Source organism: Mycolicibacterium arseniciresistens, from assembly GCF_030519285.1.
GTDB lineage: Bacteria > Actinomycetota > Actinomycetes > Mycobacteriales > Mycobacteriaceae > Mycobacterium > Mycobacterium arseniciresistens.
On sequence record NZ_JAUMSQ010000028.1, the window covers coordinates 31,755 to 48,946 of the forward strand.

General features: G+C 68.4%; 16 protein-coding genes. 9 read left to right on the top strand and 7 right to left on the bottom strand.

Going from position 1 to position 17,192, the window contains the following annotated elements; all coding sequences use genetic code 11:
* The first annotated feature begins 9 nt into the window (after positions 1 to 9).
* Complete coding sequence (locus tag Q2100_RS06890; RefSeq protein WP_302913386.1) at positions 10 to 2,277, top strand: ATP-dependent DNA ligase; 2,268 nt, start codon at positions 10 to 12, stop codon at positions 2,275 to 2,277.
* Between the two features lie 5 nt (positions 2,278 to 2,282).
* Here the strand turns inward: Q2100_RS06890 and Q2100_RS06895 are convergent, their stop codons facing one another.
* Together Q2100_RS06895 and Q2100_RS06900 are read right to left on the bottom strand one after the other, a co-directional pair.
* Complete coding sequence (locus tag Q2100_RS06895) at positions 2,283 to 3,062, bottom strand: bestrophin-like domain (RefSeq protein ID WP_302913387.1); 780 nt, start codon at positions 3,060 to 3,062, stop codon at positions 2,283 to 2,285.
* A gap of 273 nt (positions 3,063 to 3,335) precedes the next feature.
* Entirely contained in the window at positions 3,336 to 4,337 is a 1,002-nt protein-coding gene (locus Q2100_RS06900; RefSeq protein ID WP_407667591.1) for a LacI family DNA-binding transcriptional regulator, read from the bottom strand.
* A gap of 151 nt (positions 4,338 to 4,488) precedes the next feature.
* Between Q2100_RS06900 and Q2100_RS06905 the strand changes: the two genes are divergently transcribed.
* The 5 genes from Q2100_RS06905 to Q2100_RS06925 are packed head-to-tail and all read left to right on the top strand — an operon-like array spanning position 4,489 to position 11,019.
* Entirely contained in the window at positions 4,489 to 5,697 is a 1,209-nt protein-coding gene (locus Q2100_RS06905) for a Gfo/Idh/MocA family protein (protein ID WP_302913388.1), read from the top strand.
* A 23-nt stretch (positions 5,698 to 5,720) separates the two neighbouring features.
* Complete coding sequence (locus tag Q2100_RS06910) at positions 5,721 to 6,719, top strand: sugar phosphate isomerase/epimerase family protein (protein ID WP_302913389.1); 999 nt, start codon at positions 5,721 to 5,723, stop codon at positions 6,717 to 6,719.
* A gap of 19 nt (positions 6,720 to 6,738) precedes the next feature.
* The gene (locus Q2100_RS06915; protein WP_302913390.1) at positions 6,739 to 8,211 is read left to right on the top strand and encodes a sugar porter family MFS transporter; all 1,473 of its coding nucleotides are present in this window, start codon (positions 6,739 to 6,741) and stop codon (positions 8,209 to 8,211) included.
* Between the two features lie 18 nt (positions 8,212 to 8,229).
* A complete protein-coding gene (locus Q2100_RS06920; RefSeq protein WP_302913391.1) occupies positions 8,230 to 10,149 on the top strand; it encodes a putative nucleotidyltransferase substrate binding domain-containing protein in 1,920 nt (639 codons plus the stop codon).
* Between the two features lie 6 nt (positions 10,150 to 10,155).
* Positions 10,156 to 11,019, top strand: a complete 864-nt coding sequence (locus Q2100_RS06925) for a metallophosphoesterase (RefSeq protein WP_302913392.1) — start codon at positions 10,156 to 10,158, stop codon at positions 11,017 to 11,019.
* Here the strand turns inward: Q2100_RS06925 and Q2100_RS06930 are convergent.
* Complete coding sequence (locus Q2100_RS06930) at positions 10,979 to 11,824, bottom strand: helix-turn-helix transcriptional regulator (protein WP_302913393.1); 846 nt, start codon at positions 11,822 to 11,824, stop codon at positions 10,979 to 10,981. The genes Q2100_RS06925 and Q2100_RS06930 overlap by 41 nt on opposite strands.
* A gap of 101 nt (positions 11,825 to 11,925) precedes the next feature.
* Between Q2100_RS06930 and Q2100_RS06935 the strand changes: the two genes are divergently transcribed.
* Complete coding sequence (locus Q2100_RS06935; RefSeq protein ID WP_302913394.1) at positions 11,926 to 12,924, top strand: aldo/keto reductase; 999 nt, start codon at positions 11,926 to 11,928, stop codon at positions 12,922 to 12,924.
* Here Q2100_RS06935 and rnhA read toward each other — a convergent pair.
* From rnhA to Q2100_RS06950, 3 genes are read right to left on the bottom strand one after another with little or no spacing between them, the layout of a single operon-like run.
* Complete coding sequence (gene rnhA, locus Q2100_RS06940; protein WP_302913395.1) at positions 12,917 to 13,381, bottom strand: ribonuclease HI; 465 nt, start codon at positions 13,379 to 13,381, stop codon at positions 12,917 to 12,919. The genes Q2100_RS06935 and rnhA overlap by 8 nt on opposite strands.
* Positions 13,382 to 13,385: 4 nt before the next feature.
* Positions 13,386 to 13,577, bottom strand: coding sequence for a helix-hairpin-helix domain-containing protein (locus tag Q2100_RS06945; protein ID WP_302913396.1), 192 nt, complete (start codon positions 13,575 to 13,577; stop codon positions 13,386 to 13,388).
* A 35-nt stretch (positions 13,578 to 13,612) separates the two neighbouring features.
* Positions 13,613 to 14,245: a VOC family protein gene (locus Q2100_RS06950; RefSeq protein WP_302913397.1), complete on the bottom strand. Its 633-nt coding sequence runs from the start codon at positions 14,243 to 14,245 to the stop codon at positions 13,613 to 13,615.
* A 54-nt stretch (positions 14,246 to 14,299) separates the two neighbouring features.
* On the opposite strand from Q2100_RS06950, the gene Q2100_RS06955 reads away from it, so the two are divergent.
* Positions 14,300 to 14,920 (top strand): hypothetical protein, encoded by a 621-nt coding sequence (locus Q2100_RS06955; protein ID WP_302913398.1) that lies wholly within the window; start codon positions 14,300 to 14,302, stop codon positions 14,918 to 14,920.
* Here the strand turns inward: Q2100_RS06955 and Q2100_RS06960 are convergent, their stop codons facing one another.
* The gene (locus tag Q2100_RS06960; protein WP_302913399.1) at positions 14,921 to 16,309 is read right to left on the bottom strand and encodes an NAD(P)-binding protein; all 1,389 of its coding nucleotides are present in this window, start codon (positions 16,307 to 16,309) and stop codon (positions 14,921 to 14,923) included.
* A 61-nt stretch (positions 16,310 to 16,370) separates the two neighbouring features.
* Here Q2100_RS06960 and Q2100_RS06965 point away from each other — a divergent pair, with 61 nt between their 5' ends.
* Entirely contained in the window at positions 16,371 to 17,129 is a 759-nt protein-coding gene (locus tag Q2100_RS06965) for an acyl-[acyl-carrier-protein] thioesterase (protein ID WP_302913400.1), read from the top strand.
* The last annotated feature ends 63 nt before the right edge of the window (positions 17,130 to 17,192 follow it).

The window sequence follows — 17,192 nt, forward strand, 5'->3', positions numbered from 1 at the left end:
TACCGTCGTGTGGTGGATCAACTCGGGCGGGTGCGGCTGACCAACCCGGACAAGGTGCTGTACCCGGCAACCGGGACGACCAAGGGTGAGGTCTTCGACTACTACGTGGCGATCGCCGACGCCATGGTCCCGCACATCGCCGGCCGCGCGGTCACCCGCAAGCGGTGGCCGAACGGCGTCGGCGAGCTCGAGTTCTTCGAGAAGCAACTCGCGTCGTCGGCCCCGGAGTGGCTGCATCGCGAGAGCGTCACGCACAAATCCGGCACGACGACCTACCCGGTGATCGACACCCGGGAAGGGCTGGCGTGGCTCGCCCAGCAGGCGTCGCTGGAGGTGCACGTGCCGCAGTGGCGGTTCGTCGACGGCAAGGTCGGCCCGGCCACCCGCATCGTGTTCGACCTCGACCCCGGCGAGGGGGTGACGTTCCGGCAGCTGTGCCAGGTCGCCCACGAGGTGCGCGACCTCATCACCGACATCGGGCTGACCACCTATCCGCTCACCAGCGGCAGCAAGGGCCTGCACCTCTACGTGCCGCTCGAGGAGCCGATCAGCTCGCGGGGCGCGTCGGTGCTCGCCCGCCGCGTCGCCCAACAGCTCGAGAAGACGATGCCCAAGCACGTCACCGCGACGATGACGAAGAGCCTGCGCACCGGCAAGGTGTTCGTCGACTGGAGCCAGAACAGCGCCGCGAAGACGACGATCGCGCCGTACTCGCTGCGCGGCCGCGAGGAGCCCACGGTGGCGGCGCCGCGCACCTGGGACGAGATCGCCGATCCCGACCTGCGGCACCTGCGGTTCGACGAGGTGCTCGAACGGGTGGAACGCGACGGTGACCTGCTCGCCGAACTCGACGAGAAGGTGCCGCTGGCCGACCGGCTGACCACCTACCGCAGCATGCGTGACCCCGGCAGGACGCCGGAACCCGTGCCCGCCAAGGCGCCCGCGGTCGGCAACAACGACAAGTTCGTCATCCAGGAGCACCACGCCCGCCGGCTGCACTACGACTTCCGCCTGGAACGCGACGGCGTCCTCGTCAGCTGGGCGGTGCCGAAGAACCTGCCGGAGACCCCGAGCGTCAACCACCTGGCCGTGCACACCGAGGACCATCCGATGGAGTACCTCACCTTCGCCGGCGATATCCCGAAGGGGGAGTACGGCGGCGGCGAGGTCTACGTCTGGGACACCGGCACCTACGAGACCGAGAAGTTCAACGACCACGCCCCGGACGGGCCCGCCAAGGGCGGCGAGGTGATCGTCACCCTCCAGGGCGAGAAGGTCAGCGGCCGTTATGCGCTCATCCAGACCGACGGCAAGAACTGGCTCGCCCACCGGATGAAGGAGCAGAAGCAGCCCACCCCGGGCGACCTCGCGCCGATGCTCGCCACCGAAGGGTCGGTGGAAAGGCTCAAGGCGAATCAGTGGGCGTTCGAGGGGAAGTGGGACGGCTACCGCCTGCTGGTCGACGCCGATCGCGGCACGCTCACCCTTCGGTCACGCCGGGGCCGCGACGTCACCCGCGAGTATCCGCAGCTGGCCGCGCTCGGCGCCGACCTCGCCGACCACCACGTCATCCTCGACGGGGAGGCGGTCGCCCTCGACGAGTCCGGGGTGCCCAGCTTCGGCGAGATGCAGAACCGGGCGCGTTCCACCCGCGTCGAGTTCTGGGCGTTCGACATCCTGGCACTCGACGGCCGATCGCTGTTGCGCGCCAAGTACTCCGACCGGCGCAAGATCCTCGAGGCGGTGGCCGAGGGCGCCGGCCTGATCGTGCCCGACCGGTTGCCCGGTGACGGCCCGGAGGCGCTGGAGTACGCGCGCAAGCAGCGGTGGGAGGGCGTGGTCGCCAAGAAGCTGGACTCGACGTACCAGGCGGGCAGGCGGTCATCGTCCTGGATCAAGGACAAGATCTGGTGCACCCAGGAAGTGGTGCTCGGCGGGTGGCGCGAAGGCACCGGCGGACGCACCAGCGGGATCGGCGCCCTGATGCTGGGCATCCCCGACGCCGACGGCGCCCTGCAGTTCGTCGGGCGGGTGGGCACCGGCTTCACCGAGAAGGAACTGGCGAAGCTCAAGAAGACGCTGGCGCCGCTGGAAACCGACGAATCACCCTTTGCGGCACGGCTTCCGACGCAGGACGCCAAGGGCGTGACGTTCATCGAGCCGACGCTGGTGGGGGAGGTGCGCTACAGCGAGCGGACATCCGATGGCAGGCTGCGGCAACCGTCGTGGCGCGGATTGCGGCCGGACAAGACACCCGACGAGGTCAGGTGGGAGTAGCGGCGCTACGTGGCATCGCCGTTCGGATTGCAGGGCACGACATGACCGTCGTCGATGAGACTCAGCGTCACTCGCATCTCATCGGGTTGCTGGCTGCCCGCCCAATCGGCGTAGGGGTGATCGAGGAACGCCACGACGAGCAGGGCAGATGTCACGAGCGCCGACACGAACGCGATGGGCACCGCCTGAACGACGGCGCTCTCCCGGCGGTCGGCCTGGACGCACATGTAGATGAAGATGGCCGTCGCGCCGATCCCCAGCACGATCCACAGCGGCGGCGGCACCGACGGATCAATCTCAGCGGCGCGGGCACGGCGACCGTCCCTGCGCTGTGCCTGCTGGTCGAACCACTGCGAGTAGGCCGCTTCCTGCTTGGGGTTCGTCGGATCTGTGGCCGCGAAATCGAAGACCATCGCGTCGACCCAGTGCTGCACGGTGTCCGATCGTTCGCCCCGCGCCATCGCAGGCCATTCGTCGTTGACGACTGCACGCGAGTAGCAGATGAGGTCGCCGTGCAGGCGTTCCCCCTGGTGCCCTTCGAGCACATCGGCGACGTTGTGCAACTCGGTGACCGCAATCGCCTCCATGCTGCCGCCGTCGCGCGCGCGTTGGTAGTTCTGCAGCGCGTAGAAGATGGTGAAGGCCATCAGCACCGCGAACATGGTGCCGATCACAGTGAGCGCCCCTGCGGCGCGGGTGCTGTCGATGAACCAGCCGGGGTCCGGCGCACGCCTACGCGCGAGGAGCTTTACGACGACGACGGATGTCACCACGACGACGAGCACCAGAGCACGCCAGCCACGTCAGCATGAGCCGGCCCGCTGCCTGCCACTTCTCCGTACGAGAGCCAATGCCCCGACTCGTCTGACGTGCAGTGCACGGCCCATGCAAATCCCATCATCAAGGACGGTGCATCGCTGCGATCACCGCCCGCCGATTGTCGGGCATGAGAGGCCGTGACGGGTGCGGAAACCGATATCCCGATTCCTCGGGGGCGAATCTGGGTGCGACGCGATTGTCATTCGCGCGTGCGATCCTCGCGGTGTCGCCGACCACATTCACCGAGGTGGTGCGGTCGTTGCCCTGACGACCAGCTCTGGTGTCAACAGAAAGGACCGAGCTTCAGTGCGACCCATGTCGAGGCGTTCGATGACGGCTGCGACCGCGTGATCGGCTTGCTCCTGCGGCTTCTGGCCGACCGTCGTGAGATCGATGTGGCCCAGCCGCGCCAGCATGCTGTCGTCGTACCCTGTGACCGAGACCTCACCGGGAACGTCCACTCCGGCGCGCCGCAGCGCGTCCAACACACCGGCACCCAGGCGGTCGTTGGCGCACACCACTGCCGTCGGCAGCGGTCGCTCCATCAGTCGTTGTGCGGCAACGATCCCGGCTGACTCCGTGAAATCAGCTTCGATGACCTCGGCATTGCCGTCCAGACCGTGCCTGCGCATCGCGCGAAGGTAGCCGTTGCAGCGATCAGTCGCGATCACCCCGGTCCCGCCGGAAACGTGGACGACCTCACGGTGGCCGAGCCCGACGAGGTGGTCGACCACCGACGCGATACCGCGGCCGTCAGCGGTGCGTACGACGTCCAATTCGTCGGTCCGGACACGCCGTCCGATGACGACGGAGGGTATCTTGCCGCCGAGGTCGGCCAGTTCACTCGCCGACAATTCGGGGCCGAGCAACAGGATTCCCTCGCAACGAAAGTCGAGCAGGGTCTCGATCACCTTGGCCTCGCCATGGGTGGGGGTGACCGCCCCGAGCACGATCTCGTAGCCGGCCCGGTCGGCTGCAGCGACGATGTGTTCGGCGATCTCGGTGTGGAAGCTGTTGCGGATGTTGATCGTGACGCCGAGATGATGGGACCGGCGGGAGGTCATCAACGCCGCGGTTCGGTTGACCCGGTATCCCAGCTCGTCAGCGGCGGCGAACACCCGCTGACGGGTCTCCGCGCTCGGCCCGGCGGCATTGCGGAAGACCAAGGACACGAGCGCCTTCGACACTCCGACCTTGTCGGCGATGTCCTGCATGGTCGGCCGATCGCGATCCCTCGCCACGTGCACCTCGTTTCGGAAGCCGCCAGGGGTTGACAGCCGGGTGTGACAGCGCTCATAGTAGCCGAGTTAGACCGGTCTAGTAGACCGGACGAACGATCCGGAACCAGAGGACGCGCACGACGGGGCGTCAATCAGACGGGAGCAGCAGGGAGTGACCAAGCCATCGATCGGAGTTGCCGTCATCGGCGGGGGAATGGCAGGCCGGGCACATGCCGCCGGATACCGCTCCGCCAGCACCGTCTTCGGAACCGATTGTCCGGACGTGCGACTTGTCGCTGTTGCCGACACCAACCAGGCCGTGGCCGACGACACGGCAGGCCGGTACGGGTACGAGCGGGCGGAATTCGACTGGCGGGCGATCGCCGAGGCACGTGACATCGACGCCGTCAGCGTCGTGGTGGCCAACCATCTGCATCGCGAGATCGTCGAAGGCCTGCTGGCCGCGGGCAAGCACGTGCTGTGCGAGAAGCCGCTCGCGGGATCGTTGGCCGACGCCGAGGCGATGGTCGCCGCCGCGGACGCTTCAGACCGTGTGACAGCCGTCGGCTACACCTACCGCCGTTCGCCCGCGGTCGAGCAGATTCGGCGTGAGCTCGCCGGCGGCACGATCGGCGAGCTGGTGCACTTCAACGGGCACTACTGGTGCGACTACGCGCTGGACCCGACGTCGCCGATCACGTGGCGCTACCGGGGCGGCCCGGGCACCGGTGCCCTCGCGGACGTCGGCAGCCACCTGATCGATCTGAGCGAATTCATCTGCGGTGCGATCACCGAAGTGGGCGGCGCGGCCTTCGCCACCGTGATCAGGGAGCGGCCCGTGCCGCTCGGCGTCACCTACGGTCACACCAAGGGAGCCGTCAGCGACGAGTCGGCGCCCGTCGAGAACGAGGATGTCGCGACATTCACGGCGACGTTCGCCAACGGTGCGGTGGGAACGTTCTCGGCGTCCCGGGTCGCCCACAATCTGCCCGACGGCTTGGGCTTCGAACTCTTCGCCTCCGCAGGATCCGCGGCGTGGAATCTGCACCGTCCCGGCGAATTCGAGATCTCGACCGACGGGGGCCGCGCCGAGCTGAGCGGCCCACGACGCGTCATCGTCGGCCCCGACCACCCGTACATCCGCGGCGGCCTGCCGATGGACGCCGGCGGCGTCGGACACGGGGTCGCCGACCTGTTCGTCTACCAGACCCGTGCCTTCCTCGACCAGATCGCCGACCGTTCCGCTCCCCGGCGCTCCGCTCGCCCCGCTGGCGACCTGGGACCGCTGCCGGACTTTCATGCCGGTCTTCACGGACTGCGCGTTGTCGCCGCCGTCGCCGAGTCCGCCCAGTCGGGCGGCACCACCGTCAAAGTCGTCTGACCACGAAAAGGAGTCGCACCATCATGAAGCTGGGTGTCTACACCGCGATCCTGCACGACAAGCCGCTGCGGGAAGCGCTGGAGGTCATCGCCTCACTCGGGCTCACCGGAGCCGAGATCAACGCGGGCGGATTCCTCCCCACCCCCCACCTGCCCGTCAAACAGCTACTGGCCGGCGACGTCACGCCGCAGCAGTACCTGTCGACCTTCGACGGCACCGGGGTGTCGATCGCCGGGCTCAACTGCAACGGCAACCCGCTGCACCCCGATCCAGAGGTCGGTCCCGAGGACGCCGACGATCTCCGCGACGCGATCCGGGTCGCCGGCCTGCTGGGCGTGGACCGAGTCGTCACGATGTCCGGTCTGCCGCAGGCCCATCGTGGCGGGCAGTGGCCGGCGTGGCACGTCAATACGTGGGACTCCGGATACCTCGACTCGCTGGACTACCAGTGGGACGACGTGGCGGTGCCGTTCTGGTCCGAGATCGACGCGCTCGCGCGCGAGAACGGCGTCAAGGTCGCCATCGAGATGCACCCGCAGAACCTGGTGTTCAATCCGCCGACCATGAAGCGCCTCGTCGACAAGACGGGAGCCACGCACGTCGGTGCGGAGATGGATCCGTCGCATCTGTTCTGGCAGGGCATCGACCCGGTCGCGGCCATCGAATGGCTGGGCCCGCTGGTGTTCCACGCCGCGGCCAAGGACACCCGCATCAATGACAACTGCAGGATCTACGGCGTGCTCGACGACCGCTTCACCCGAATCCCCCTGGATCAGAATCCCACCGGGCTCGGCGGCAGGCATGTCGTGAACAAGTGGCCCGAGGACTCGGCGTGGGACTTCGTCGCCGTGGGCCGCGGGCACGACACGGAATTCTGGACACGGTTCCTTGGCGCACTGGAAGCCGTCGATCCCGACATGTGGGTGAACATCGAACACGAAGACGTCGCATTCGGGCCCCTGGAAGGCCTTCGGGTCGCCGCCGAAACGTTGAAGACCGCCAACTCAGCCAGCGTCGGCTGACCGGAGAGAGCTGGACAACATGACGACACATGCGGATTCACCGGCTGAGGCCGACCTTCCACCCCTGACCAGCGGTCCTCACCGACAGCGGATCGGCCTCATCTCGGTCGTCGCCTGCCTGGGCGGCCTGCTCTTCGGCTACGACACCGGCGTGGCCAACGGCGCCGAGGGTCCGATGGCGAAAGAACTCGGGCTCTCCCTGCTCCAACTGGGCGTGGTCATCAGTTCCCTGCTGTTCGCCGCCGCGTTCGGTGCCCTGCTCGGCGGGATCATCTCCGACAAGATCGGGCGTCGCAAGACCATCCTGATCTTGGCGCTGTTGTTCTTCTTCGGCGTCCTGCTGGTCGTGTTCTCCCCGGCCGGGCCCGAATCCGGGACCTTCTCTGCGGTAGGCTTCGCGACTCTGGTGGCAGGCCGCATCGTGCTCGGACTCGCCGTTGGCGGCGCGTCGACGGTGGTCCCGGTCTTCCTCGCCGAACTGGCGCCCTACGAGATTCGCGGGTCGATCACCGGGCGCAACGAGTTGGCCATCGTCGTCGGCCAACTGTCCGCATTCGTGGTGAACGCGATTCTCGGCGTGACACTCGGCCACGTGGACGGCGTCTGGCGCATCATGTTCGCGGTCTGCGCGCTTCCGGCGGTAGCTCTGTTCTTCGGCATGCTGCGGATGCCGGAGTCGCCGCGCTGGCTGGTGGAGAAGGGCAAGAACGACGAAGCACTCGCGGTGCTGAAGACCGTGCGTTCCGAGGACCGGGCGGAGGCGGAGATCGCTCAGGTCGAGATGGTCGCCCGGCACGAGAGGCAGGCCAACCAGATCGGCATCCGTGCCGTCATGGGCAGCAAGTGGCTGCGGCGCATCATCTTCGTCGGCATCGGAGTATGTATGACCCAGCAGCTCACCGGCATCAACTCGATCATGTACTACGGCACGCGGGTGCTGGAGGAATCGGGCATGACCGAGGAGCGGGCCGTGCTCGCCAACATCGCATTCGGAGTGGTCGCCGTGCTCGGCGGCATCATCGCGCTGCGCAACATGGATCGCATCGACCGCCGCAAGACCTTCCTGATCGGCCTGTCGCTGACCACGACGTTCCACTGCCTCGTCGGTGTCGCGTCGATGCTGCTTCCGGCGGGGAACCCGGCGCGGCCCTACGTGATCCTCGTCCTCGTCGTCGGGTTCGTGCTGTCGATGCAGACGTTCCTCAATGTCGCCGTGTGGGTGTGGCTGGCCGAGGTCTTCCCGCTGCACATGCGCGGCCTCGGCATCGGTGTCGCGGTCTTCTTCTGCTGGGTCACCAACGGATTCCTCGGGCTCTACTTCCCAACCCTGGTCGCGGCTGTCGGTATCACCGGCTCCTTCTTCCTGTTCGCCGCGATCGGAGTGGCAGCATTGGTCTTCGTGTACACCCAGGTGCCCGAGACCCGCGGCCGCTCGCTGGAGGCGCTCGAGGAAGATGTGTCCAGCGGGCAGATCTATGTCGGCATGCGCTGAGCCGACTCGGCCTTGACGATGGGCGACGCCGGCTCTGCTGATGCGCAGGCGGCTGAACTGTGCCGCTTTCTTTCAGGCATCGAACCGTTCACCGCTCTCGGTTCCTCGCGATTGGCGGAGATCGCCGCCACAGCGGCGGTCCGCGAGTTCTCTGCAGGCGACCTGGTGGTCGACGCGTTCACGGCGCCGCCCACAGAGATCTACGTGGTGCTGACCGGCGAAGTCGACCTCTGGCACGACCAGGACCAGGTGACGAAGGCCGGTGACGACCGGTTCGTCGCCGGCGATGTGTTCGGGTTCTCCGCCATGCTCACCGAGCGCCCCATCGGCCCCCGGGTGGTCGCCACCACGGCGGCAAGCATTGCAGTCCTGCCGGGCAACCTGGTCGAGCCGGCGTTCTACTCGCGCAGCGGCGCCCGGTTCCTTGCCGACTACATCTCCCGAACCCGACGCCGCTCGACCTCGGCGCCGATGTTCAGCACGGTCGGAGACCTGGTTGCGAGCACGCCGTTGGTCATCGGTCCGGACACACCCGTCGCCGTCGTCGCACGGCAGCTGGCGGAGCGTGACATGCATTGCGCCGTCGTCGAATCGGGTGACGGGACCTACGGCATCGTGACCGACGCGGTGCTGGGCCGCCGAGTCGTCGGTGACGGAATCTCCGGGGACACCCCCGCGCGCGAGGTGATGGTGCACCCGGCCACGACGGTGGAGCTCTCCGGCTCGTCTGTCGAGGCACTGATCACGTTGCTCGACACCCGATCCGAGTACCTGCCGGTCGTCGATCGAGCCGACAACCTGCGCGGCGTGCTCGGAGCGCGTGATTTCGTTCTGGCGCCGACGACGGCGGGGTTCGGGATGCTCGAACAGATTCGGCGTGCCCGCAACCGCGCCGAGTTGATCGAACGGGCCCGGCGCGCACCGTCGATTCTGGGTGACATCCTCGATCGGGGGCTGGCCGTCGATCGCGTCATCCGGGTGTACTCCGCGATCGTCGACGCGATCGTCCGGCGATCCATCCAGCTGGTCTTCGACGACCATCCTGACCTCGCCCCCGACCAGTTCACCTGGCTCTTCCTCGGGAGTCACGGCCGACGCGAGGCCGTGCCGTGTTCGGATCTCGACGTGGCCATCGCCTTCGACGACGCCATGTCCTCGGAGACGATGGTGCTCTTCCGCGACGCGTTCGGTGAGGTCAACGAACTGCTGACCGCCGCAGGGCTCGGCGTCGACGTCAACGGCGCGAACGCGTCGAACAAGGCGTTCTCCCGGACGAACAGTGAGTGGCGGGCGGCGGCAACCCGTTGGCTGACGGCGCCCGAGGAACACTCCCGCGCGACGATGGCGCCGCACCGCAAGGGCCTCGCTGTCATCGCTTCCCTGCTGGTCGACGCCCGGCCGATCCACGGCACGCCGGGACTGCCGCAGGTGGCGCAGGTGTTCACCGAGTTCCGGCGGCATCCGGCGGCAATGGACCTGCTGCTGTCGGAATCGCTGTCGCACCGGGCGAAGGTGCGGGATCGCTCGCTCCGCGATGTGTTCACCGGCAAGGGCGACACTTTCGACGTCAAGACCCACGGACTGCTTCCGGTGGTGAGCATCGCCCGGTGGGCGGCACTGGGAGTCGGTTCCACCGAACTGCAGACCGTCAAGCGACTCCGTGACGCCTCCGGCTCGGCCATCCTGCACGGCGCCCAGGCCGACCGCCTGATCGAGGTCTTCGAGATCCTGCAGCGAATGCGACTGCGCCATCACCTCCATCGGCTTCGGCACGGGCAGCAGCCCACCGACCTCATCGACCGCGATGAATTGTCTCCGATCGAACGCAGCATGATCGGCCAGGCTGTCCGGGAGATCAACACCATTGCTCGTCGGATGGACCGCGTCGCTCTTCGCTCGACATCCCTGCCCCGGCCGGTGCGACGAAAGGCAACTTGACCGCACATGAGGATCGCCGTCATCGGTGACGTCGGTGGACACGCCAAATCACTGCGCGACGAACTCAACCGGCTCGGCGCGCGCCCCGACGGGTCGCTGCCCGACGAGCTGATCGTCGTGCAGGTCGGCGACCTGATCCATCGCGGACCCGACTCCGCCGAGGTGGTCGACATCGTCGACAACTACCTGCGCACCCAGCCCGCTCAGTGGATCCAGCTCATCGGCAATCACGAGGCGCACTACCTGCGGCCTCCGGTCTTCGTCTGGCCGGAAACACTGGACCGCCAGCACGTCACCGTGATCAACAACTGGTGGCAGAGCGGTGCCGCAACCGTCGCCGCCGCCGCCGTTGACACTGCACACGAGTCCTTCCTCATCACCCACGCCGGCATCACGGCGGAATTCTGGGCCGCCGTCCTCGGCGGTCCACCCACCGCCGCCGAGGCTGCTTTCCGGATCAACGACCTCGCAAGGGCGGGCGCCGAATCGGTCCTACGCGCCGGCATTCTGTTGCACGGAAGGACCGCCCCGGACGCCGGACCGCTGTGGGCGGCCGCTGCGACCGAACTGCTGCCCGGATGGATGGACGGCCGGCTCCCGTTCAGTCAGATCCACGGCCACAGCAGCGTCACCGCATGGCGCGACGACGACACCACCGCGCCCCGAACAGGTGTCGAAGCGCTCGTCACCATTGATGCCGACGCCAAACACGAGACCGTCCACCTTGCGGGCGGCCGCCTCATCGGTATCGATCCCGACCACCGCGACACGCCGACAATCCCTTGGCGCGCATTCGAATTCACTGGCAACGTCACGGCCCGCCAGCAGCTCACGTCACCTCGCCGACCACCTGGTTGCCGACCACGTTGAGCAGCCGCAGATTCGCCAGCGCGTCGGAGCCGGCGGGCGGGGTGAGCAGCACAAGCCGCTGACCGTCCGTCGTCGCCAGTACCTCGCAGTCCAGCGTGATGGGACCGACCCTCGTCAGGAACGTCTTGCGATCCATCCGCCGGGTGGCGACTTCGTGACGCGCCCACAGATCGGCGAACTCAGGGCTGTGTTCGAGCAGCGCCTCGACGAGCTCGCGCATGTCGGCGTCGTCGGGCCTGCGGGCCCACGCCGCGCGCAGGTCCGCCACCGTGGTCCGGCTCAGCCGGTCGTGGTCCTTCTCGGGTGCACCCGCACGCGACCGCGGATCGGTGAACCAGTGCCACGTCATGCTGGCCTCGACACCGGATCCGTCGGCTGCGGGTAGCTCGCTCATCAGCAGTGCGGCGAGCCCGTTCTGAGCGAGTATCACGTCGGTGTCGGAGCAGACGAAAGCGGCTGCGTCGCTGAGCTGGTCGAGGACGAACAGCAGCGCGGGCCGCACGTTGACCGAATGCGTGCTGCGGTCGGGGACCGCGTGGCCCGCGAGCCGGTACAGGTGATCGGTCTCGTCGTCGGTCAGGCGCAGGGCGCGGGCGAGCGCCCGCAACATCTGCGGTGAGGGCTGCGGCCCGCGCGACTGCTCCAACCTGCCGTAGTAGTCCACCGACATACCGGTCAGCTGCGCCACTTCCTCCCGGCGCAGCCCCGCGGTGCGGCGACGCACGCCGACCGGCAGTCCCACGTCCACCGGGCTCAGCGCCTCCCGGCGGCGCCGCAGGAACTGGGCCAGCGCTTCGCGATCCATCGGTTCATTGTCCGCCAGAGCTGCACGCTCAGGCAGGGACTCCCGATCCCTGCCTCGACGCGTCCTGGCAGCCCTGTTGATCCGGGCCCACGCTGATATTCATGCGAACCAAGACACTCGGAACCTTGAACACATCGGCGGTCGGCCTCGGATGCATGGGCATGTCGGGGGCGTACGGCGAATGCGACCGCGACGAGAGCATCGCCACCGTGCGCGCCGCGCTCGACGCGGGGATCACGTTGCTGGACACCGGCGACTTCTACGGCATGGGTCACAACGAACTGCTGATCGCCGAGGCGTTGCGCTCCACCCCGCGCGACGCATACCAACTCAGCGTGAAGTTCGGCGGTCGACTCGACCCCGCGGGCGCCTGGGTCGGCTACGACGCGAGCCCGGCTGCGGTGAAATCCGCCGCCGCGTACTCGTTGCAGCGCCTCGGCACCGACCACATCGACGTCTACCGGCCGGCCCGCCTGGATCCCGCCGTGCCCATCGAGGACACCGTCGGCGCGATCGGCGAGCTCGTCGATGCCGGATACGTGCGGCACGTCGGGCTCTCGGAGGTCGGATCGGAGACCATCCGTCGCGCGGCCGCCGTCCGGCCGATCAGCGACCTGCAGATCGAATACTCGCTGATGTCGCGCAGCGTCGAGGGCGACATCCTCGACACCTGCCGCGAGCTCGGGATCGGCGTGACCGCGTACGGGGTGCTCTCGCGAGGGCTGATCGGCGGGCACTGGACGAGAACCAGCGGCGGGCCAGGGGATTTCCGCACCATGAGCCCGCGATTCGCCGAGGCCAACCTCGACCGCAACCTGGCGCTGGTCGAGGCGTTGCGCGGTGTCGCCGACGAACTCGGGGTGTCGGTCGCCCAGGCGGCCATCGCGTGGGTGGCCGCCCGGGGAGACGACGTCGTGCCGCTGATCGGCGCCCGAACACGCAACCGGTTGACCGAGGCGCTCGGGGCCGTCGACGTGACGCTGACGGAAGGCCAACTGGCACAACTGGAGTCGGCGGTGCCCGCGGCGGAGGTGGCGGGCGATCGCTACCCGGCCGAGCACATGGCGGCGCTCGACTCGGAGCGCTCACCGGTCAGCTGAGGAGGGCCGCCCCCGCGATCGCTTGCTGCATGCCCCGGGTGGCCAGCACGTCGGCCAGTTCGTTGTCGACGACGCCGGAATGCCCCTTGACCCAGAACCATTCGACCTGGTGCCGCGCACAGGCCGCCTGCAGCCGCTGCCAGAGGTCGACGTTCTTCACCGGCTGCTTGGCGGCGGTCAGCCAGCCGTTGCGTTCCCAGCCGAGGACCCACTTGGTGATGCCGTTGCGGACGTAGGTGCTGTCGGTGTGAAGATGCACCACCACCGGTCGGGTGAGCGCCTCCAGCGCCATGATCGGCGCCATCAGCTCCATCCGGTTGTTGCTCGTCTCGCCGGGCTCACCGCCGCACATCTCGCGGACGTGGTGGCGCTGGCGCAGCACCGCTCCCCAACCACCGGGCCCGGGATTCGGCCTGCACCCGCCGTCGGTGTGGATGATCACGACATCGTCACTCATCAGTTCAGCCCGCCCGTTCGGCCTGTGCCTGCCGGAGCAGCCGCACCGCCTTCGGCCCGACGCCGTGCAAGGTGAGCAGCCCGTCGAGGTCAGCGGGCAGATCGGCCAGCGCGTGGTAACCGGCGTCGATGAGCGCGCCGGTCGCGGGCCGGCCGATCCGGACGCCGTCGAAGACGTCGCCGCGGTCCTCGGTCATGCGCCGAGGATAGGCAATGGGCCGGGCGGTCGCGCTCATCGACGCGCCGACATCATCGCCGTGCGGACCGACATCCCGAGGTCGCGATGCCGCAGCGTGGTGATCCGCCGTCCGGGCTGCACCGCATCCTTGACCGGTGCGGTGCGGTCACCGAAGAACGCGGCGGTCGCGTCGATGTCCGCGACGACGTACGTGATGCCCCACAGGGTGGACGGACCCTCGTCCGCCATGTCCGGTGAACCGACGACCTCGACGATCACCTCGCCGAACCTGAGGAAGATCTGGCGGATCGGCCGTCCGCCGAGTTCGGCAACCCGTTCGCGGCGTGGCTCCACGCCGACGGCGGCAAGCGCCGCGACCGTCCGGCGCAGGTCCGGGGACAGCAGCACGACGTGGTCGATCGCGAAGGCGCCGTTCGGGTGCTCGGCCGGCGCCGCGGCGGCCACGTCCGTCCAGGTGGTCGGGACGCCGTCGAGGTCATGGTCCGAGGCGCGGGGAGGCAGGCCCCGCAACGACCACCCGATGATGCCGGTGCCCGGACCTTCGCGGCCGACCAGCCGGATGCCGACGCCGCCGACCCGGCAGACACCGGAATCGACAGCGAACCCGGCCCGCGTCCAGGCTTCCGCCGGATCGGCGACCTCGAACGACTCGACGGTGACGGTCATGGGTCAACGGTCGCATGCCTCGGTCTTGTCGGTGCCCTCGCCTACGGTCATGCCATGCGAACCGCGGACCTCGTCCCCACGCCCGAACTCGTCGACCAGATGGTGCGGGACAAGCCGCCGGGCTGGGCCTGGGCGGCCTTCGCGTCCGTGGTCTTCCAGCGCTGGGCCGCGCTCGAGGAGCGCAAGATCGCACAGGTGGTCGGGCGGGCCGTGCATCCGGCCGGCAGGCTGCGCACGGGCCACGACGTCGCGCAGTTCCTCACCCGGCACCTGCGCGCCGCCGACGACGTCGTCGCGGAGGCAGCGGCGTACCTGCGCGCGCCGGAGTTCGCGGCGGTGTTCGGCGACGGCAAGGACATCGCGGACCCCGACGGCGTCGTTCGTGCCGCACACCACCTGGCGGACCTCTACGAGAGGATGCTCGAGATCGCGGAGAACTGCCGAAGGCGCTCCGTCGCACGGCAACACGTGGAGCTCCTCGACGGCTGTACGCGGTTCGTGAACCAGCACCTGCAAGACTTCGGGGGCTTGATCAACGACGTGCTCGAGCGTCATGACGAGATGCAGCGGCAACTGCCTTCGGGCGCAAGCCATCTCGAACCCATTCGGCTGCACACCAGCACCGACGAACAGTTGCTCGGGTCGATCCTCGACCAGCTGCACGAACTCGGGTAGTCAGCCCTCGCGCAGCAGCAGCTCGAGCTTGTCGTTGGCCGCTAGTAACGCTTTGGCGACCATGCCGAGCAACCGCTCGCGGCTCCGCGGTCGCGCCAGCATCGGGGAGAACATCTCGCGCAGCAGGTTCAGCCGTGACGTCGCCAGCCAGTCCATCAGTTCGGGCTCTGCGAGCCAGCGCAATTCGTTGCGGTGCTCGGCCAGCGTCATCGCCAGCCAGTCGACGTCGGTGTTCGGGTGCGGCACCGGCCGGCACAACGCGTTGTTGGCGGCGTCGTCGGCGCCGCTGAGTTCCAGATGGGCGATGAGGCCGGCGCTGAACACCTGCTGGCAGCCGCGCACACTCTGCAGCACCAACCGGTCTCCGTCGAAAATATCCACCGCCGGGCGTTTCTCGAGACCGTCGGCGGTGCAGTCCACGTAGAGCGTCGAGGCGGCCGACGCCACTGTGCCGCCGGTGAGCACGATTTCGGATGGCTCGATCCGCTCGACGCGGCCGAGCCGGATCACGTCCTCGATGCGGCGCAGCTGGTCGAGTTCGGCGCGCGACACCGTGGCGCAGCGGTACATCGTGGGCCGCACCGCCGGGTCGAGCCGGAGCAGGTTGCCGTTGGCCTCCAGCTGCGCGAAGAGGTCGTCGACCGAGCCGGCGTCGGTGATGGACGTCAGCCGCGCCGCGAAGCTGGTCTTGAACCGGTCGAGGAACTCGGGCCCCGGCTGGATGTTCTCGCGGTCGAGCAGCCACGCGTCGCGCGGCATGATCCACCGCAGCCGCTCGGGTGCGACGCCGGCGGCGAGCAGCCACAGGCACGCGTCGATACCCGTCTTGCCCGCACCGACCACGACGAAACGATCGAAATTCGGTGCCAGCGCCGGCAATCCGTTGGGGGGCACGCACACGACGCCGTCGGCGACGCCGTATGCCGGCGGGCGCATCGACGGCACCACCGTCTGCAGATAGGTCGCGTCGACCGTCCGGCGCCGCACGTCGACGGCCACCTCGTCACCGCCGGGCCCGACGATCCGGCCGTCGCCGAGGTACTCGCTCTCCGGCAGGTACGACACCCGTCCCGTCGGCAGCAGGACCTTCTGCATCACCTCGTCGAAGTATCCGCGCACCTCGTCACCGGCGGCCAGCTCGTGCAGGCCGGCGTTCCACCCGGCGTCGTCGACTTCGCCGGACCCCAGCGGCTGGGAGTTGACGCCGTAGTAGGCCGAGGGCTGGTGCAGGCGCACGAACGGGTAGGCGCGCGTCCAGTGCCCGCCGGGTGAACTGCCCCGGTCGACGACGACGACCTGCAAATCGCTCTCGGCGACGAGGGTGTCGGCGAAGGCCATCCCCATGGCGCCGGCGCCGACGACCAGGTAATCAGTCTCGATCGTCCGCATGTCGCCCCCTTTGCTTCGCGCGACCCTATCCGAGATCGGGGCATGCGATACCGTCGGTACCGTGTCGACAGCCCAGCCGGACGCGGCGAGACCGCTGCACCCGTTGCCGGACACCGGCTACGTGTTCCGGACGGGCTGGCGGCTCACCACCAGCGACATCGACGAGCACCGGCGAATCCGGTTGGACGGCGTCGCCCGGTACATCCAGGAGGCCGGGGCCGAGCACCTGGTCGACTCGGGGTTCGCCGAGGTGAACCCGCACTGGATCGTGCAGCGCACCGTCGTCGACGTCGTCGAACCGATCGAATGGCCGAGCGACATCACCCTGCGGCGGTGGTGCTCGGGCATCTCCAACCGCTGGTGTTCGATGCGGGTTCGGCTCGACGGCTCGGAGGGCGGCCTGGTCGAGACCGAGGGCTTCTGGATCAACATGAACAAGGACACCCAGACGCCGTCACTGATCGACGGCGACCTGTTCGCCCGGTTCGCGAGCACCACCGACGAGACCCGGCTGAAATGGCGGCCGTGGCTCCCCGGCCCCGCCGAGCCGGAGGCGTCGATCCCCTTCGCCCTGCGCCACACCGACATCGACCACTTCCGGCATGTCAACAACACCGTCTACTGGCATGGTGTGCACGAGGTGATGGCGCGGTACCCGGACATCGCGACGGCCCCGTACCGCGCAGTCGTCGAGTACCGCAAGCCGATTCAGCGCACGGATGACGTCGTCATCCACTTCGCGTCGCGCGACGGCGGGCTCCGGGTGTGGTTCGTCGTGGGCGACACCGTGCACGCCGCCGCACTGATCCGCAGGCTCTAGCGCGACCGGCGGCGCCGGTGAGTGATGCGTCAATTTCATCTTTTCCGAATGTTTGCTCGGTAC